The sequence below is a fragment of the Oceanicola sp. S124 genome, assembly GCF_000220565.1.
Classification (GTDB): domain Bacteria; phylum Pseudomonadota; class Alphaproteobacteria; order Rhodobacterales; family Rhodobacteraceae; genus Pseudooceanicola.
In genome coordinates this window covers 1-16,964 of record NZ_AFPM01000048.1, presented here as the reverse complement: position 1 = coordinate 16,964, position 16,964 = coordinate 1, and the positions used below count along the sequence as shown (strand labels likewise).

The 16,964-nt window shown below is 60.4% G+C and carries 25 protein-coding genes and 2 pseudogenes; 13 read left to right on the top strand and 14 right to left on the bottom strand.

What is annotated here, in order from left to right:
* The first annotated feature begins 5 nt into the window (after positions 1-5).
* Positions 6-518: a L,D-transpeptidase family protein gene (locus OS124_RS0104555; protein ID WP_010138176.1), complete on the top strand. Its 513-nt coding sequence runs from the start codon at positions 6-8 to the stop codon at positions 516-518.
* Between the two features lie 9 nt (positions 519-527).
* Here OS124_RS0104555 and lnt read toward each other — a convergent pair whose 3' ends face one another.
* The 10 genes and pseudogenes from lnt to OS124_RS0104505 form a co-directional block, all read right to left on the bottom strand.
* Positions 528-2,105, bottom strand: coding sequence for an apolipoprotein N-acyltransferase (lnt, locus tag OS124_RS0104550; RefSeq protein ID WP_010138175.1), 1,578 nt, complete (start codon positions 2,103-2,105; stop codon positions 528-530).
* Positions 2,072-2,530 carry a signal peptidase II gene (lspA, locus tag OS124_RS0104545; RefSeq protein WP_010138174.1) on the bottom strand — a complete coding sequence of 153 codons (459 nt, stop codon included), beginning with the start codon at positions 2,528-2,530 and terminating at the stop codon, positions 2,072-2,074. The genes lnt and lspA overlap by 34 nt, the downstream gene beginning before the upstream one ends.
* Positions 2,531-2,558: 28 nt before the next feature.
* Positions 2,559-3,341: a ZIP family metal transporter gene (locus OS124_RS0104540; protein WP_029375167.1), complete on the bottom strand. Its 783-nt coding sequence runs from the start codon at positions 3,339-3,341 to the stop codon at positions 2,559-2,561.
* 12 nt (positions 3,342-3,353) lie between these two features.
* Positions 3,354-3,809, bottom strand: a complete 456-nt coding sequence (locus tag OS124_RS0104535) for a DUF411 domain-containing protein (RefSeq protein ID WP_029375166.1) — start codon at positions 3,807-3,809, stop codon at positions 3,354-3,356.
* A gap of 3 nt (positions 3,810-3,812) precedes the next feature.
* Positions 3,813-5,186: a M23 family metallopeptidase gene (locus OS124_RS0104530; RefSeq protein ID WP_029375165.1), complete on the bottom strand. Its 1,374-nt coding sequence runs from the start codon at positions 5,184-5,186 to the stop codon at positions 3,813-3,815.
* Positions 5,183-5,808, bottom strand: a pseudogene (locus OS124_RS23690) (SCO family protein). The gene OS124_RS0104530 and the pseudogene OS124_RS23690 overlap by 4 nt, the downstream one beginning before the upstream one ends.
* Positions 5,808-6,275, bottom strand: coding sequence for a copper chaperone PCu(A)C (locus OS124_RS0104520; RefSeq protein ID WP_010138170.1), 468 nt, complete (start codon positions 6,273-6,275; stop codon positions 5,808-5,810). Before OS124_RS0104520 ends, OS124_RS23690 begins: the two are co-directional and overlap by 1 nt.
* A 23-nt stretch (positions 6,276-6,298) precedes the next feature.
* A complete protein-coding gene (locus tag OS124_RS0104515) occupies positions 6,299-6,958 on the bottom strand; it encodes a DsbA family protein (protein ID WP_010138169.1) in 660 nt (219 codons plus the stop codon).
* A complete protein-coding gene (locus OS124_RS0104510; RefSeq protein ID WP_010138168.1) occupies positions 6,955-7,377 on the bottom strand; it encodes a disulfide bond formation protein B in 423 nt (140 codons plus the stop codon). The genes OS124_RS0104515 and OS124_RS0104510 overlap by 4 nt, the downstream gene beginning before the upstream one ends.
* Positions 7,378-7,382: 5 nt before the next feature.
* Positions 7,383-7,985, bottom strand: coding sequence for an SCO family protein (locus OS124_RS0104505; RefSeq protein WP_050900805.1), 603 nt, complete (start codon positions 7,983-7,985; stop codon positions 7,383-7,385).
* A 173-nt stretch (positions 7,986-8,158) separates the two neighbouring features.
* Here OS124_RS0104505 and OS124_RS0104500 point away from each other — a divergent pair, with 173 nt between their 5' ends.
* The 5 genes from OS124_RS0104500 to OS124_RS0104480 all read left to right on the top strand — a co-directional run bounded on the left by OS124_RS0104500 (position 8,159) and on the right by OS124_RS0104480 (position 11,409).
* Positions 8,159-8,587, top strand: coding sequence for a MerR family transcriptional regulator (locus OS124_RS0104500; protein ID WP_010138166.1), 429 nt, complete (start codon positions 8,159-8,161; stop codon positions 8,585-8,587).
* 103 nt (positions 8,588-8,690) lie between these two features.
* On the top strand, positions 8,691-9,269 hold the full coding sequence (locus OS124_RS0104495; protein WP_009573601.1) for a cation transporter: 579 nt from the start codon (positions 8,691-8,693) through the stop codon (positions 9,267-9,269).
* Positions 9,270-9,364: 95 nt separating this feature from the next.
* Positions 9,365-10,120, top strand: coding sequence for a transglutaminase-like domain-containing protein (locus OS124_RS0104490; RefSeq protein ID WP_029375164.1), 756 nt, complete (start codon positions 9,365-9,367; stop codon positions 10,118-10,120).
* The gene (locus tag OS124_RS0104485) at positions 10,110-11,075 is read left to right on the top strand and encodes a cation diffusion facilitator family transporter (protein WP_010138164.1); all 966 of its coding nucleotides are present in this window, start codon (positions 10,110-10,112) and stop codon (positions 11,073-11,075) included. The genes OS124_RS0104490 and OS124_RS0104485 overlap by 11 nt, the downstream gene beginning before the upstream one ends.
* Positions 11,047-11,409 carry an STAS/SEC14 domain-containing protein gene (locus tag OS124_RS0104480; protein WP_010138163.1) on the top strand — a complete coding sequence of 121 codons (363 nt, stop codon included), beginning with the start codon at positions 11,047-11,049 and terminating at the stop codon, positions 11,407-11,409. The genes OS124_RS0104485 and OS124_RS0104480 overlap by 29 nt, the downstream gene beginning before the upstream one ends.
* Before the next feature lie 266 nt (positions 11,410-11,675).
* On the opposite strand, the gene OS124_RS23685 is transcribed toward OS124_RS0104480, so the two are convergent.
* From OS124_RS23685 to OS124_RS27285, 3 genes are all read right to left on the bottom strand, one after another.
* A complete protein-coding gene (locus OS124_RS23685; RefSeq protein WP_237708072.1) occupies positions 11,676-12,269 on the bottom strand; it encodes a hypothetical protein in 594 nt (197 codons plus the stop codon).
* Entirely contained in the window at positions 12,214-12,519 is a 306-nt protein-coding gene (locus OS124_RS28325) for a hypothetical protein (RefSeq protein ID WP_010138162.1), read from the bottom strand. Before OS124_RS28325 ends, OS124_RS23685 begins: the two co-directional genes overlap by 56 nt.
* 236 nt (positions 12,520-12,755) lie before the next feature.
* Entirely contained in the window at positions 12,756-13,409 is a 654-nt protein-coding gene (locus OS124_RS27285) for a hypothetical protein (RefSeq protein ID WP_168161434.1), read from the bottom strand.
* 463 nt (positions 13,410-13,872) lie between these two features.
* Here OS124_RS27285 and OS124_RS0104460 point away from each other — a divergent pair, with 463 nt between their 5' ends.
* Both OS124_RS0104460 and OS124_RS0104455 read left to right on the top strand, forming a co-directional pair.
* Positions 13,873-14,115 (top strand): type II toxin-antitoxin system ParD family antitoxin, encoded by a 243-nt coding sequence (locus OS124_RS0104460; protein WP_010138160.1) that lies wholly within the window; start codon positions 13,873-13,875, stop codon positions 14,113-14,115.
* A 5-nt stretch (positions 14,116-14,120) separates the two neighbouring features.
* Positions 14,121-14,441, top strand: a complete 321-nt coding sequence (locus tag OS124_RS0104455; protein ID WP_010138159.1) for a type II toxin-antitoxin system RelE/ParE family toxin — start codon at positions 14,121-14,123, stop codon at positions 14,439-14,441.
* 13 nt (positions 14,442-14,454) lie between these two features.
* Here OS124_RS0104455 and OS124_RS0104450 read toward each other — a convergent pair whose 3' ends face one another.
* Positions 14,455-14,682, bottom strand: coding sequence for a hypothetical protein (locus tag OS124_RS0104450; protein ID WP_029375162.1), 228 nt, complete (start codon positions 14,680-14,682; stop codon positions 14,455-14,457).
* A 245-nt stretch (positions 14,683-14,927) separates the two neighbouring features.
* On the opposite strand from OS124_RS0104450, the gene OS124_RS0104445 reads away from it, so the two are divergent.
* The 5 genes and pseudogenes from OS124_RS0104445 to OS124_RS23680 form a co-directional block, all read left to right on the top strand.
* Positions 14,928-15,254, top strand: a complete 327-nt coding sequence (locus OS124_RS0104445; protein WP_010138156.1) for a hypothetical protein — start codon at positions 14,928-14,930, stop codon at positions 15,252-15,254.
* Positions 15,211-15,894 carry a lytic transglycosylase domain-containing protein gene (locus OS124_RS0104440; protein WP_029375161.1) on the top strand — a complete coding sequence of 228 codons (684 nt, stop codon included), beginning with the start codon at positions 15,211-15,213 and terminating at the stop codon, positions 15,892-15,894. The genes OS124_RS0104445 and OS124_RS0104440 overlap by 44 nt, the downstream gene beginning before the upstream one ends.
* Positions 15,891-16,181 (top strand): TrbC/VirB2 family protein, encoded by a 291-nt coding sequence (locus OS124_RS0104435; RefSeq protein ID WP_010138154.1) that lies wholly within the window; start codon positions 15,891-15,893, stop codon positions 16,179-16,181. The genes OS124_RS0104440 and OS124_RS0104435 overlap by 4 nt, the downstream gene beginning before the upstream one ends.
* A 9-nt stretch (positions 16,182-16,190) precedes the next feature.
* A complete protein-coding gene (locus OS124_RS0104430; protein ID WP_010138153.1) occupies positions 16,191-16,469 on the top strand; it encodes a type IV secretion system protein VirB3 in 279 nt (92 codons plus the stop codon).
* Positions 16,459-16,964: pseudogene (locus OS124_RS23680) on the top strand (type IV secretion system protein B4); the annotation flags it as partial. The gene OS124_RS0104430 and the pseudogene OS124_RS23680, both read left to right, overlap by 11 nt.

Sequence of the window (16,964 nt, the reverse complement as noted above, 5' to 3'; positions counted from 1 at the left end):
GAGCAGTGAAAACCATCCGATTTCCCCGCCGCGCCGTCCTGTTGGGCGGGTTGGCAGCGTTTTTGTCCGGCTGTGCCAGCAAGTTCCGCAGCTATGGCGGACCCGAGGTGACCCGTGTTCGGCTTTATAAGGGGCAGCGCTTGCTTGTTCTCGACGGAGCCGATCGCGTATTGCAAACCTATCCGGTCGGGCTGGGTTTCGCTCCTGAGGGTCACAAGCAATTCGAGGGAGACGGCCGGACCCCGGAGGGCACCTACATAGTAGATAAGCGCAACCCTGAAAGTACGTATCATCTTTCAGTTGGTATCTCTTATCCGAACGAGGCCGACATCGCCTTTGCCGAAGCGCAGGGCCTTTCCCCCGGCGGCGACATCTTCATCCATGGTGGTCCACGCCCGGGCATCGACCCAACGGACGTCCGCGACTGGACAGCTGGCTGCATCGCGGTCACAGATCGGCAGATCGAGGACATCTATGCAATGGTGAAAGACGGAACACCTATCCACATCTTTGCATGACGGTCTTTCTCATGCGGCGGTAGTGAGCCGTCGCATTGGCGCCATTGCCCAGCTCCACGAAGCCAAGATGAGCGCCAACAGCATCCCGTCCCCGAAGCTCGCGTAGAGTGTCGGCGGTCGCGCGGAGGGCAGGCTAGCGTCGATGATGCCCGTTTCGCCGGTATCGAGCCGCGCAACGATCTCTCCGCTCGCGTCGATGACCGCAGAGATGCCCGTATTCGCGGCTCGGATGACTGGAAGGCCTTCCTCTACGGCGCGCATACGTGCGGAAGCCAGATGCTGCTCGGGTCCGATGCTGGTGCCAAACCAGGCATCGTTTGTCGCGTTGAAAATCCAGTCCGGCCGGAACAGGTCGTCGACCACATGCCCTGGGAAGATGATCTCATAGCAGATCGCCACGGCGACCAGCGGCACACCCGGAAGCGCAAGCGTTCTCGGGCCCGGTCCGGGCGTAAAATCGCCCAGACCCGCCGTGAGCCGCTCGATGGGCAACCAGCCGCGGAATGGCACATATTCGCCGAAGGGCACGAGATGGTGTTTCGCGTATCCGGTCAGGATCTCGCCGGTCTCGTCAAATGCCTGGACCGTGTTGAAATATCGGGTGCCATCCTCGCTCGGTACACGGTCCGGCACACCGGTGAGCAGCACCCTGCCCTCTGTGAGCGCAGCGGCAATGCGATCCCGTGCCTCCGTATCCTCATCGAGGAAACTCGGAAAGGCGGTTTCCGGCCAGAGAAGCACGTCGAAATCGCCGCGCCGGGTTGAAAGCTCAAGATAGCGCGCGAATGTCGCCTCGCGGTTCTCGGGCGCCCATTTCTCCTCTTGTGGAATGTTGCCCTGGACGATGCGCAGGTCGACACCGGGTGGCTGTTGTGCATCCGACTGGAGGCGCAGCGTGCCGACAGCCCACATCGTCGCGATTCCGGCCAGCGCCAGGAGCGAAACGGTCAATCGTTGCCGCCCGGACGCCATAGCAGCCGCGCCAGGGAGTACCGCGACGAACACGGTGAGAAAGCTTAGCCCATAGCTTCCGACCCAGGCGGCGGTCTGGCGAAGGGCGGCGTAGTCTACAAGTGCGTAACCGGCCAGATTCCAGGGAAACCCTGTCAGAACTTGACCACGCAACCACTCGGCCACGGTCCAGGAGGTCGCGAACAGGAGGCAGGCCAAGAGACTGCCCATGGCTCCGCGCCGCGCGATTTCGGCAAAAAGCGCAGCGGCAATGGCTGGGAAAATCGCGAGACCTGCGGACAATCCCGCGACCGCCGGAATCGCCATCGTCCCAAACCGCTCGGCCTCGACGTAGAAACTTTCCGCGATCCACCAAATCCCGAAACCGAACTGGCCGAGACCAAACGCCCAGCCGACGAGGAAAGCGCGCCCGAAGGAGAGATCGCGAAGCCCGACAAACAACGCGGAATAGGCAACGGGAACGAGCAGGAGAATCGAAAGAGGCGGGAAAGTCAGAACGGTCATCGCCCCGGCGGCGAAACCAAGCGTCATCCGCGAAAGAAAACGGTGGCGCAGAGCGATGCGGTTCAGAATTTCCGGCTTCACGACTTGATCGAACGCCGCGCGCTGATCCATGGCGCGGCGAGCAAGAGCCCCACGCCACTGACGACAAATACATCGGCCAAGTTGAAGGCAGGCCAATGTGTTGTGCCAATGTAGAAATCGAGAAAGTCTGTTACAGCCCGATACCGCACACGATCGATGACATTGCCCAGGGCTCCGCCAATGATCGCACCGTAGGCAAGCGTTTCCACCGCATTGTCGGCGCGAAACAGCATAACCCCCAGCCAAACACAGATGGCAAGAGCGAAAGCGATGAGGCTCCACCACGGCGCGCCGCCCAACATCCCGAAAGTCACGCCGTCATTACGATAAAAGACGAGGTTGAATCCCGGAAACACGGAAATTCCGGCGCTTAAAGTGACGGCATTCGCAACGACAATGGCTTTGGTGATCTGATCGATCGCGAACGCAGCAAGTGCTGCGAAGACGCCGATCATCGGAGATATCTTGTTTAGTGACATTGCCTCATCCCAACCAGACATCAAGGAACAGCATCAGAACGAGCCCGACTGCGAGACCGAGCGTCGCCCTGTTCTGATGGCCGCTGCGATGGGTTTCGGGGATGATTTCGTGGCTAATGACGTAGAGCATTGCGCCCGCGGCAAAGGCCAGACCCCATGGAAGCAGCGATTCCGACAGTGTGATGATGCCGGCCCCGAGCAAACCGCCAATCGGCTCGACCATGCCCGTCAGCGCCGCGATGCCCCAGGCGCGCAGCTTCGGATATCCCTCGCCCAGCAGAGATACAGCGACGGCCAATCCTTCGGGCGCATTCTGAAGCCCGATGCCGATGGCGAGCGGCAGACCGCCCTCCATACCTCCGGATCCGAAGCCGACCCCCACGGCAAGGCCTTCGGGGAAGTTGTGGATCGTGATCGCAATGATGAACAACCAGACCCGCCGCAAAGACGCCGCTTCGGGCCCTTCGCGTCCCGTCTTGAAGTGCTCGTGCGGCAGCTTTTCGTTCATCAGGGCGACAGCCCCCATGCCCAGAAGAATCGAAACGCATACGATGGCCGCAGGCATCGCGCCGTTTTCGAACATCGGCTCCGCCGCATCCAATGCCGGGATGATCAGCGAAAAGAAAGAAGCGGCGAGCATCACACCGGCAGCGAAGCCGAGCGACAGATCGCGTGTGGCCCGAGACGGGATGCGCCCGAACAGCACGGGAACTGCTCCGACTGCTGTGAGCGATCCGGCGGCAAGACTTCCGAGAAAGCCGAGCATTATCGGAGACAGATTTTCCATGGGCGGGCCAGATTATCCTTCTGCGTAGCTCGAAAAGACTTCCGTCGACCCGTCCTTGCGGATGAGGAAGACATCATAGGCCTCGCGGTCGTCTTCTGGCCCCATGCCGGGCGAGCCATAGGGCATCCCCGGAACAGCGAGGCCGACGGCGTCCGGGCGCTCCTCGAGAAGGCGGCGGATGTCAGCGGCCGGTACATGGCCCTCGATCACGTAGCCGTCAATGAGCGCGGTGTGGCAGGAGACCATGCGCTGCGGCACGCCGTTGTCTAGCTTGAAGCGCACGAGAAGCCCGCCGAACATGTCCTGGCCGGTCGGCGCAAACCCGTTTTCTTCGAGATGGTTCATCCAAGACAGGCAACAGCCGCAACCGTTCGTCTTGCGGACCTCGATCGCCGTTGCCTCTGCGAGGACCTGGGCCGCTGGTAACAGGGCGAGGGTGATTGCCAGAGCTTGGGCCATGCGTTTCATGGGTCAGAGCCTTTCGGTTGTCGTTTCGGCAATCTCGCTGCCGAGGTTTTCATTCAGAAGCGCGCGCGCCTCGGCCAGACGCGAGAGCGCGGCGGTATCATCCGCTTCGCTCTCGGCTGCTTCGGCGAGCCGGTCGTCAGTGAGGGGGTCAGTCGGGCGCCCATCCACGAGGACTTCGTAGTGCAGGTTCGGACCTGTCGCCGTGCCAGTCGCGCCGACGCGGCCGATCACATCTCCCGCCGCAACGCGTTGGCCTTGTGCCAGGTCTTCCGGCACGGCGCTCAGATGCGCGTAGCGCGTCATGGTGTCGGAGCCGTGCGAGATTTCGACCACACGGCCATAGCCACCGCGCCAGCCAATGAAACTAACCCGCCCCGGTGCCGTCGATTGAACCGGTGTCCCACGTGCCGCTGCGAAATCGACGCCGGTGTGCATCCGGACGTTGCCAAAGACCGGATGCGTGCGGCGTCCGAACACCGAGCTGAGGCGCGCACCCTCGACCGGCTGTGCGAAGACGCGCAGCACCTCGCCATCGACGTAGATCGTCGCCTGACCGCTGCCGTCGTCCGGCCATACGATCTCGTAAAGCGAACCGCCGATCTCCAGTGCGGCGAAGGCGAGTTCGGGCTGTCCGATCCTGTCCTCTCCGACCCGCGCCTCACGCCAGAGAAGCCTTAGTGTTTCGCCACCGGCCATCTCGCGGCGGAAATCCACGGTCCCACCCAGCATCTGCGCAAGGTCCACGGAAAAACGGGCGGGTATGCCGGCTTCGTCGAGTGCCGCGAAGATCGAGCTGTCGATCATGGCTTCGCCGGCAAGGGTTACGATTTCCGGATCCGGAGCCACGACCTGCGTGGACATCTGCTCGCCGAAAACCACCTCGATCCGAACCCCGTCCTCGACGGCGAGTGAGACGGTGCGGGGGCTGCCGTCCACGGTCGAAGCGACAGTGACCGAGTGCCCCGGCCGCAGCCGTCGCAGATCGTATTCCGCACCAAGCGCGAGGGCAACTTCGGCTCTGTCAGGTGCCGCAAGACCGGCCTCTGACAGCAAGAAATCGAGCGTTTCGCCCGGAGCAATGTCGCGCGACCACGTCGACAGGGGTGGCTCGATCGCTTGCACCGGCCTGTCGGCAAACGCGGCCTGCAGAAGGGGCAGCGGGCTGAGGTCGGGTGCATCGTCTGCCCATGCCGCCGCGGGCAGCGTCACGGGGATGTCAACGTTCTGGGGGGCTTCAGGACCTTGGGGCATCCAGCTACCTGCCTGGGCAAGTTCCGGCGGCACGGGTTCTTTCGACATGGAATCAGAGATGGCGATAGCCGCTCCCGAAACCGTCCCCGCAATTGCGACACAAGCCGCCAAAGTTCTGAGCCTCATGTCGCCCCCTCCATTTCTTCTTCCAGCGCGCGGCGGATCTTCGGCACCGCGAATTCTTTGGGCTCGTGATAGTCGATCATGGTGACGAATCGCCCAGAGGCTGCGAACAGGAAGACGCTCGCGGTGTGGTTCATCGTGTAATCGCCGCTCTCCGCCGGTACTCGCTCGTAGGTGGCGCGGAAGCCGTCCGCGACGCGCGCTATCTGCTCTTCCGGTCCCGTCCAGCCGCGGATCGCCGGATGGAAGTAGCCGACATATTCGGCCATCGTTTCGACAGTGTCGCGCTCGGGATCGACCGTGATGAAAACCACGTTCATCTCGTCGGCCTCGTCTCCCAGATCGTCGAGCCATCCCGAAATGTCAGAAGCGTGGTCGGGCAGACATCGGGACAGTAGGTGAAGCCGAAGAACGCCATCGTCGGGCGACCGATCAGGGTTTCCGGCCCGACCGCGTTGCCCTCATGATCCGTCAGCCGGAAGTCCATCTCGGTAAGGGTCACAGGCCGCTGCCCGACAGGTGCGGGTGCACCGGGTCCGTCGACCCGCCACCAACCGACGAAGAGCATCAGGGCGACCGCCCCGACACCAGCCGCGCCGTACCCCAGGATCGCCCGTCGCTGCATCAGTCCTCTGGCCCCCGCGCGGCGATGCCGAGGATCGGAACCTCGACCGTCACTTCGCCTCCGTCGTCGAAAAGCAGTGTCAGCGGAAAAGTGTCCCCTTCCGTCATTGGTTCTTGCAGCCGCATCAGCATTGCGTGCAGGCCCCCCGGTTCGAGCGCGATGCTCTCGCCCGGGGCGATCACGATCTCCCCCGCCGGGCTCATGGAGCTCACACCTTCGGCATTGGTCTTCGTCTCGTGAATTTCGGGCATCATCGCGAGCGGTGTTGCAAGGCCGATCAGCGTCACCGGCTCGTCGCCAGTGTTGCTTATCGTCATGTATGCGGCCCCGGGGCGGTTCATCCCGATAGAGGCGCGGGACCACGCGTTCTCGACGACAACATCCTCGGGTCCGGCCAGCGCGGGCACTGAGATCCCTCCTAGGGTCAAAAGCGCAGTCAATGTGCCGGTCAAAATATGCTTTTTCATCGTTTTGATCCTGTCTTTTCCATTCAGCTTTGCGCGGAAGCGACTTCGGCAGCCACCAGACGACGCAATTCTGCCTCCCCGAACGGATCGAGCGGCTTGCCGTTCACGAAGAATGTGGGCGTCTGGCGAACTCCCACGGTCTCGACGTCAGCACGATCCTGGTTCAGGATCGCCACGACATCGGGTGCCAGCACTTGCGTGCGCGCGGCCTCGGCATCGAGTCCGACCGTGGCGGCGATCTGAAGGATCAGGCCGGGCTCCGGGGCACCGTGCGACGCCCATCTCGGCTGTTCCCGCAGAACGGCCTCGAGCACCGGCATGTAAACGTCCTGCATGCGCGCCGCCTCGAGCACGCGGATCGCTTCCTCGGATGCCGCGCCGTGGAAAGGCGTGTAGCGGATCACGACGCGGACAGCATCCCCATGCTCGGCCATGATGTCCTTCACGATGGGATGAAAGTCGCGACAGGCCTCGCAGGCCGGATCGAAGAATTCGACGATGGTGACGGGCGCATCGGAAGGCCCGAGGATGGGTGAGTAGGGCCGGATCATCGCGTCCGCGAGTTCCGGAGCAACGGGCTCCACTTCGGCCACGGGGCCGGGGCGGTTTGCAAACCAGGTCGCTCCGCCGAAACCGGCGACGCCGAGGGCGAGAACGGACAGGATCAGGCCGCGTCGGTTCATGTTCGTGTGTCCTTCAGTGAAAAGGCCGACAGCGACCCGATCAGCGCGAAGGCGGCGAGCGCCATCAGCGGGATAGGGATGCCGAAGACCAGTTGGTTGTCATCGGTGCAAGAGGGGCCGGTGGCCGTGCAAGGCTGGATGCGTTCGGGAACAAGACCGACGTACAGCCCCATGTGCCACAGGGCGACTGCGCCGCCGCCAAGCGCCAATGCGATGCCGTAGCGCCCCACGCGGCCGTCCCGCCACCAAAAGCCCAGCCCGAGGACAATGGCCAAGGGGAACATGAAGGCGCGCTGGAACCAGCACAGCACACAGGGCGTCTGCCCCAGCACCTCGCCGATGAAAAGCACGGCAAGCGAGGCGACGAGCGCGATGATCCACGCCAGCCCGAGGGCTGTTTCTCCGGACATACGGTTCATGTCGGTCAGATCCTCTCTTCCAGATCGGCGAGGATCTCTTCGGCGGAGGTGCCGTAGGGCCACGAGTCGGCGAAGCCCGCGTCGGGATCGAAGAGGAACAGATGCGACGTGTGGCCCATCGTGTAACCATCCGGCGCCGCAGCCTCTTCGACGCGTTCGAAGAAGATCGGAAAGGTCTCGGATGTGGCGGCGATCTGTTCCGGCGTGCCGGTCAGCCCGATGATGCCCGCATCGAACAGCGGGACGTATTCGGCGAGTGCTGCGGGCGTGTCTCGTTCAGGGTCGATTGTTATGAAAATCGGCTGGACCTTGGCGGCATCGTCGCCCAGACCGTCCATCACCGCCGCGACCTCGGATAGGGTCGTCGGGCAGACGTCGGGGCAGTTGGTAAAGCCGAAAAAAACCAGCATCCAGCGCCCCGCAAAGTCCTCCTCGGTTCGAACCATACCCTGGTGGTCCGTCAGTTCGAACTCAGCGAAAAAAGGCGGTTCGGCGTCGGTTCGGGCGCGGTCGGAACGATAGTCGGACCAGAGCAGAAGCCACACGAAGGCAAACGCCGCGACGCCCGCCGATACCCAAAGAAGTTTCTGCACCGATCTAAGTGACAATCCCGTTCGCCTGCCATTGATTCTTGTGTGTTTGCGCGTCTACATCCTCTAGCCACTGAAGGTTCAAGCGTGAAGATGGCGCTTTGATGCGACATCACGCGCCTGTGAATCCCGCACTTGCCCGCTCCCGCGGCAAAACCTACAACGACTGTATACTTTCCCTGGAGGCGAGAATGCTCACGATCGGCACTCTGTCAAAGAAGACCGGCACGAAGGTGCAGACCATCCGGTACTACGAGCAGATCGGGCTCATGCCCGAACCTGGCCGGACCGAGGGCGGACAGAGGCGCTACGACAGTTCACAGCTCGATCGCCTGTCCTTCATCCGCCACTCGCGGCAACTCGGCTTCTCGCTGGATGCGATCCGCGAACTGCTCGACCTCAGCGACCATCCCAATCGACCCTGCGACGAGGCCGATGCGATTGCGCGTCGCCAACTCAAACAGGTGGAGCAACGCATGGCCCGCTTGAAGGCACTGCGCACCGAACTGAAACGGATGGTCCACGAGTGCAGCGGCGGGCGGACGGGAGATTGCAAGGTGCTTGAGGTGTTGCGGGACCATTCGGAATGCTTGACCGAACACGAGGAAATCGGGGCCTGAAGGAATTCAGCCAACATTCCGGCTGGAACGCAGATCAGCCGCAGAAGTTAATGTGTCGTACAACACAAGCTGGAACCACAAAATGGCCGCTAGACAAGATTCAATGGAGAGACGGACGCTTTGGATCGTTCTGGCGCTCAATATCGGTTTGGCCGTGGCCTTTTTCGCAACAGGCGCCTTCGGCGACTCAAGTGCCCTGATCGCCAACGGGCTCGATAACCTCTCCGACAGCTTCGTCTACGCGATCAGCCTTTTCGCTTTGTCCCGATCCGCCAAATGGAAACGCGGGGCGGCGAACGTTTCCGGCGGGCTGCTGATCCTGTTCGCTGCAGGCATCCTCTACGATGCGTGGCGCCGCTACATCGGTGGGTCAGATCCGCTCGGGACGATCATGATTGCAATGGCCCTGATCGCGGCGGCTATCAACGCAGTCTGCGTTTGGCTGCTCGCTAAGCTCAAAAATCCAAACGTCAACATCCGCGCGGCCAACACCTTCAGTTACAACGATTTCGCCGCGAACCTCGGGATCGTCGTGGCCGGTGGCCTCGTCGCTTGGCTAGGAACCAACTGGCCGGACCTTGTCGTCGGTGTGATCGTCGCCGGGATCGCGGCCTGGGGCGGTATCGACATCCTGCGCGACGCACACGGCGAACACCACAAAGCGGTTCACACGGACAAATAGTTGCGGGAGATTCTTTCTGAAAGAAAGGGTTTAAGCTATAGTGACTATAGCAATTAGTCTTGTTCCAAGACGATTCGAGGAGCGACCCGTTGCAGATGACCGACCCTCTACTTGTACCCACCAAACTACTGGATTTTGATGCCGCGCCTCTTGCGCATCTAATTGAGAACCGCAGCTGGCGCGGCTTATCCGAATACGATCGGATCGGAGCTGCCTATGATTTCGTTCGGAATGAAATCGCGTTCGGATACAATCGAGCTGACGACATCCCCGCATCCGAAGTGCTTTCCGACGGCTACGGGCAGTGCAATACCAAAGGCACGCTCTTGATGGCGCTGCTGCGTGGTGTCGGCATTCGTTGCCGGTTGCATGGGTTTACGATCCATAAACGCTTGCAGCGCGGTGTTGTACCTGAGCTGGTGTATCCGCTTGCTCCGCAGGAAATTCTCCACTCATGGGTCGAGATCGAATTTCAAGGTGCCTGGATCAACCTTGAAGGCTTCATCCTGGATGACGCTTTCCTCAAAGTCCTGCAAACGTCTTTCTCGGACACGGACAGTCTCTGCGGTTATGGCGCGGGCACGGATTGCCTTGGCGCGCCTCCCGTCGCCTGGAACGGAGAAGATACCTACATTCAGAAAACCGGCATCGTGCAGGATTTCGGCGTGTTTGATACGCCGGACGCCTTCTATTTTTCCCATGAGCAATCCTTTGGATGGCTGCGTGGTGCCCTTTACCGTCATATCATACGCCACTGGATGAATGCGCGCGTTCGTGGTTTCCGCAGCGACCGCCTCAAGACTGACCGACGCGCGACACACGCGCATGAGGAGCCTGCCAATGCCACATGACCACGGGCACGCGCATATCGATCCGGATTCTGGCGATCGGCGGGTTGCCATCGCGATCTGGGCGAACGGGCTTCTTACCGTTGCGCAAATCGTCGGGGGCATATTGTCGGGCAGCCTGGCACTGATCGCCGATGCGCTGCACAACTTTTCCGATATGGCCTCGCTTGTCATTGCCTTTGCCGCACGCAAGATCGCGCGCCGCCCGGCCGATGAGCGCATGACCTTCGGCTATGGCCGGGTCGAAATCGTCGCGGCCCTGATCAACTACACCACCCTCATCGTGATCGGCTTCTATCTGATCTACGAAGGTGGCATGCGCATGATTGATCCACCCGAAGTCATGGGGTGGACCGTCGTCATTCTCGGTGGAATCGCGCTTGTGGTCGACACGCTGACCGCAATGCTGACCTATTCGATGCAGAAGGGGAGCGTGAACATCCGTGCGCTTTTTCTCCACAACCTTTCGGATGCGCTTGCTTCGGTCGCGGTTATCGTCGCTGGGTCGCTGATCATCCTTTACGACATGCGTTGGGTCGATCCTGCCATCACCATCGGCATCGCGACCTACATCCTGTATCTGTCTTTCACTGAAATAGGCGGCCCAATCCGAACCCTGATGCTCGGGAGCCCGCCGGACATCGACAACGAGGCCGTCGTCGAAGCGATGCGGAAAGTCGAAGGCGTCGCCGACGTCCACCACGTCCATCTCTGGCAAATGCAAGAGCACGAGGCTGCGCTCGACTGTCATGTCGTCGTGGCAGCCGAGGGATGGTCGAAGATCGAAGAGATCAAGAGCGCGATCAAGGAGCGGCTGAAGGAAGAATTCGGCATCAGCCATTCCAGCCTCGAATTCGAGCACGAGGATCGCGCTCATCAGAACGCCGATCTCTACGGTCACGGCAACGCAAGTGAAAAGGAGAAGACCAATGTTCAAGGAAACGCTGACCGAGCGTGATGATGTCATCGGGCTCGTCTGCGAAGGCAAGTTGACGGAGACAGAATTCAAGCAAATGCACGCGCTGCTTCATGAGCGTCTTGGAACAACCGATAATCCGGGTCTGGTTCTCGACCTTACAAGATTCGATGGCTACGAAGAGCCTTCGGCGATGCTGGAAGATCTGAAGATCGACACCGCCCACGCGAACGATTTCGGTCGCATTGCTGTTGTCGGAGAACGCAGATGGATGGAATGGGGCGCACGGGTGGTCAACCTACTGACCCGCTCCGAGATGCAGTGGTTCGAATCCAGCGATACCGAGTCCGCAATTGCGAGGGCGCGTGACGGGTAGCCAGCGATTCTGCAAGAAAAGGACTCTGGCCTGGAAATTGACATCACATCAGATGCTTCACGATTAATGGAGGATCGGAACGATCTAAATGTAGTCAGCAACATTTGTCTGCTCGGATGAAACAATCCGATGCAGTTTGATGTCGACTTTAGGCTGCATAATAAGTCCCTACGCGCTGAATTCTTCGAAATTTAACATAAACTTCACTATCGGAACTTGACATCTGTAGCGGGGCTTTCATGGACTCCAAGTCCGAGCAAGCGAAGCTACCGGGATATCTCCCCTTCCAGCACCGCTCGTCCGTGCACCGCCAAGGTTGCTGAAAACCTCTGGCACCCAAACTTGCGGATCACATCGAGTACCCGCGCTTCGTAGGCAGAGTGTCCGATCAAGCGACACAAGTCGGACGCGTGGAACTGGCGGTTCGCAGTTGGTGCGGCTTGCATCTGTCTCAGCAATTCGCGCTCTTTGGGATCCGTTATTGGTCTCGCGGACGGCTTGACCGCGGGACGAGTTGGAGTTCCCCACGAATTTCGCCATCGGCGCATGAAGCCAAGCAGGAAGCCGGCCGGCACCCTGCCGTTGCCTCGGGACCGGTTGAAGGCGAGGAAGCGATCCCAGATGACCTGGGTGTCGATGTTCCAGCAGGGCAACGTGGCCTTCGCTGCTTTGATGAGCTCCGCCCAACTTGTCTGAAAAACGTTCGAACTCGTGGTGATATCGATCAGCCCTGAGAAGATAGTTTTGTTATTATTATCTCTAGATAGTGATGTGTCGCCTTCACCTGACACGAGATCATAGGTTTCACTCTCCTCGTCGAAAGCGGAAAACCGAAAGATCCAGGGCGACGAACTTGCCATTCGGCTTCGCCCTCTCGAGCTGCAACTCCGAAGCCTCAAGTTCGTTCAGAAGAACCGCAAGATACTGCCGTGAGACACCCATCTTCTCCGCCAGGGCCGAGAGGGTGAAGGCTGCCGTTCCGCGCGACAAACCGTTGTAGCCATCCTTCCAGGCGATGGCGTCGAGGATGAGGGTGGCAAGCTTGTGCGCTGCAACAGAGAGATTTGTCTGCGTAATCCGTCGCAGGATCAAGCCGGTCGTAGGTTCCATGGTCGAGGTCTCCTTGGAGATCCGACGCCATGTCGTGAGACAACAACATTCTTGCCAGCAAAACAACTTTGCTGGTTGCAGGTGTTTTAGCGGTGCGCTAGGAAACTCTTGTTCACGGAGTTTTCTAGCACGGCGTCAGGCTTCACGGTCTGGCGTCGTCTCCTTTTCAGGGGTTTTGCACAGCCTCCCGTGCGGGGTTGAGATGACGCGCGCGGCAAAACCGCGCGCAGATTTTGTCAGTAGCGAACCTCTTCAGAGCCATAGTTACCGGCGTGATCGTGCCAGTCGACGAAGACGGAACGGTAGAAGTAGCTCCCGCATCCATTCGGGATGCTCAGGCCGGATGCGGCCGGCACCTGGCCTACGGTGGACCTTGTCCATCGGTAGTCGCCCTGCACGCCGTAGGACCCCAACCGCGTGGAGTCGCTACGATTACAGTCGCCATCTTGGTTTTCATGCTGGCGGTACTGGATGTGATAAACGCGAATGCTGCGCACGAAATCAAAGGCGTCGCCTGAGATGTCGATGTCGGCTTGCTCATCTGCTTGGATGTGAACAAGGGGGATCGGAGTCGATTCCTGCGGTTCGGGCGGATCGCGGAACGTGATGTCATAAAGGCGTTCCATGGGCGACATCGGGTTGGGATCGTTGAACGACACACCCATCGGACACCGCCAGATTTGCAAAGGCGGCTCGATCGGCCATGGCGTAATCCGCCGAATGAAGACCGCTCTAGCATGTGCGCAGGGCGCGGAGGCAGGCCAGCCTCCCGCAAGGCAGAGGAGGATTGCACAGTCCACCTGATAGGCCTGAGCCGGACCGGACGAGGCCATTAGTCCGGATATGCTTAGTGCCGTGGCTGTTGCCACGCCGTGGATCACGTGCTTCATGATGCCGACTCCATCTATAATGGTGCAGCGATACGAAACAACATTAATGATAGCAAGGAGATTTGATTGATGGTTGCGTGCGATTGTTCGCTTGTCTAGCTTGATGGCTTCCAAGAACTGACGTCGGTTCTGGCTGCTTCGGCGTCTTGAAAGTGGCCAAAATTGCGGACCTCTTTCATGTTAACTTTCACTCAAATATCTGTAAAAAAAATACAAATATAGCATTTCAATGCGGCCAAGAAAGCGGTCACGGAAGAACAGACCGCATGAGCCCGTCAAACGGCGTGTCGCAGCGCTCATGGTCTCGGGAAGGGCAGTATCGGAAAACTGTCTCGCCTGGCTCCCCGGCTGGAATCCGGGCGCAGAAGGACGGTATGGAGCAACGAGCCTATGTTGGGATCGAACATCAGCTTGAAGATTTATGTCAGTATCTGATATGATCGAGCATAGATAGGAGAGTCTGATGCCAAACGTCCACCTGACCGAACCGATGCAGAAATATGTGCAGGCGCAGATCGAGTCCGGCGCCTACGCCAATCTGAGCGAAGTCGTGCGCGCCGGCGTAAGGATGCTGATGGAGAAGGATGGCGCCCGGCAATTCTATGCCCTCAAGGCCGACCTAGAGGAGACAGCCACCTTGGCCGAAAATGGGGATTTCGCCGAGTTCGATGCTCAAGCCTTCGAACCGGATGCGTTTGATCGCTGACCCGCATGACCATTCGACTTTCCGGTCGGGCCAGAGCCGACCTTGAAGAGATCCGTGCCTACACCGTCGAAACTTGGGGCAGGGACCAATGGCTCGCCTATTACCGTCAGTTGGTCACCGCCTTCGAGCGGATCACTGGCGATCCCGACGCGGGCCGGGACAGGAGTCTCTTTGTCCCGGGGATGCGGTCCGTCAACTGCCAGCGTCACGTGATATTCTACAAGCGGCTCGATGCGACGGATGGTGCGGCAGTCATCCTGCGCATCGTGCACCAGCGCCGCAACATGCCCGCGCTCGTCTACTACGAGGATCTCGACGGCGGCTAAGCCATGCGTTTCCTCAATCCAATAGCTCGACCAGTCTTCCATAGTCCTCACTGACCTCGCGCGCCTCCTGAAACGCGCGTTGGCGCTCGGCATCAAGACAGCGGAAGTATTCCTGGATGTCAGCGATGTAGCCCTCGAAATCGGAACGCAGCAGATCGGCATATTCTCGAATGTCGTCTTGCGACTGAGGCAAGAACGGTCGTTCGGGAGGCACGCAGTCCGCCGCTGCGGCTACCGGCATGCTTCCAAGCAGGAACGCGAACAGCAACGGTGCGTTGGGCGCAATAAACAAGCGCAGGGCAAAACTCCTTTGCCGCCTTTAAGATTATCATTCTGTCGGCTATCACCGTTATCGGAGCAAGGCGAACTTCGTCAACACGCTATTATTGTCTTGCTATCATTAATGTTGTTTTGTATCGCTCACGGTGTTGCGACCCCGTGGGCCTGATACTGCACCCAGGCAGAACAAGGACCCAAGGGAAGGCCATGATAGAAGAAGCCCCGAATGTGGTTACAGAAGACGGACTGCGCGGCTTGCTCGCCGAGGGCTACCTCATTGAGGTGGTCTGCAAGGAGAGAGCAGAGAAGCGCCATAACAGCTGGTACGGCTCGTGGGTCATCCGCGCCGTCGCCACTGATGGGCGTGACGATAAGATGCTCGTCACCAGCCGAAGCGTCCTCAAGCTCCGCGACTTCAAAACCATCGTTGGCCTTGTCAGTTTCCTGGCCGACATGGGCTGTACGACCGCTAGCATCCCACTTGAAGAAGGTGGCCGCGAGCGCCACGCCGCGCCTCCGGTCAAAGGCAGCTGACCGCGCGACTGCGCTCGTCGTTGCTTTGGGTACAGGCGTTTGTTCCGCGCCCCCGGCCCTGGCCGACGGTTTCATCTTTTCGGTTGGCCCAGACGGCCAATTGATTTCCACTTCTCAAGAGGCAAACGGGCGCCTTTTTCTCTTCGCAGAACCTCGCGTTCCTGACGCAACGAGCGAGACAGCGATCCCGGCTCGATCCGCCGCCCGCGCCACCCCAGAAATCCTCCATGCGATCGAGACCACGGCTCTGCGGTATGCCGGGCATGGTGCGCTGCGTCGCGCAGGGCTTTCAGTCACTGATTGGGCGCTCCTTTACCGGGCCAATATCGAAGTCGAGAGCGCATACAATCCGGCTGCACGTAGCCCTGTCGGTGCCATAGGCCTTGGCCAGCTTATGCCGGATACCGCCCGCGACCTCGGCGTGGACCCACATGACATTGCGCAGAACCTCGACGGATCAGCCCGCTACTTGCTGATGATGCTCGACCAGTTCGGCGAAGGCTCTCTGGCCCTTGCGGCCTACAACGCTGGTCCGGAGGCGGTCACGCGCCACGGCGGCATTCCCCCTTTCCGCGAAACCCAAGGGCATGTGGCCCGTGTGACCGCCGTGTTTGAGCGGCTCAGAGGAGATCTTTCATGACATCGAGACCTTCGATCGTCGCGCTCAGCGCGATGGCCCTTATCATGCTGGCGGGTCCAGCGCTTGCACAGAGCATCGACCTCTCGCCGGTACAGACCCTGCTTCAAGGAATTGTCGATGCGATCACCGGTCCCTTGGGGATCGTGATTGGCACGCTCGCACTGATCGGGGTGTTCCTTTCCTGGCTCTTTGGCATCCTCGACTTTCGTCAGGCGCTCTGGGTCGTGGTTGCAATCGCCGGCATCGCCGCAGCACCCACCATCGTCGCCGCCATCTGGACAACCTGAGCTCCATCCATGGCTGACCAGTCCCACGTGTTCATCGGTCTTCTCAGGCCACCCAAGCTGATGGGCTTGCCGATCATGTACGCCATGGTCTGGCTCTTCGGCTCGACGCTTCTGTTCCTCTGGGTGCAGAGCTGGGTGGTGGCTGTGTTCGCGGGGCTGGCCTGGCCGGCGCTCTGGAAGGCCGCGGACTGGGATCCGAACTTCCTCGATGTCCTGGTGATCACCCTGCAGGAAACCCCGCCGACCACGAACCGCAAGCTGCACGGAGGCGACAGCTATGCCCCGTGATGGACTTGCCGATGAGGTTGAGAACGCCATCGATCCGCTGACCGCGCTGCCGGCATGGGTCAAGGGCGAGAAGCGGCTCTCAATGATGCTGCCTTATGTGAGCCTCGTGAACGACCGAACGATCCGGACACGCGGCAACGAACTGATGCAGTGCATCCGCCTCGAAGGGGTGAACAGCACCACGAGCGAGGACGCCCATCTCGACCGGATCGGTGCGCTGCTTGCGGGCATCGTCGCGCAGGTGGGGACCGAGTTCTCCTTCTACCTGCACAAGGTGTCGAAAGCGGTCGATGTGACCCTGCCGCCCGTTCCGGGCGAAGGGTTTGCGGCTGCCGTCGACGAACGATGGCACGCGCATCTCGGCCGCGCGGGTTTGCGCGACAAGACGCTGACCCTGACGGTGCTGAAGCGACCTGAGACCGGCAGCCGCTTGCCGTTCGGACTTGGGGCGTCTCGCTCGCGACATGCGGCCGACACCACCCGCCGCTTGCGCAA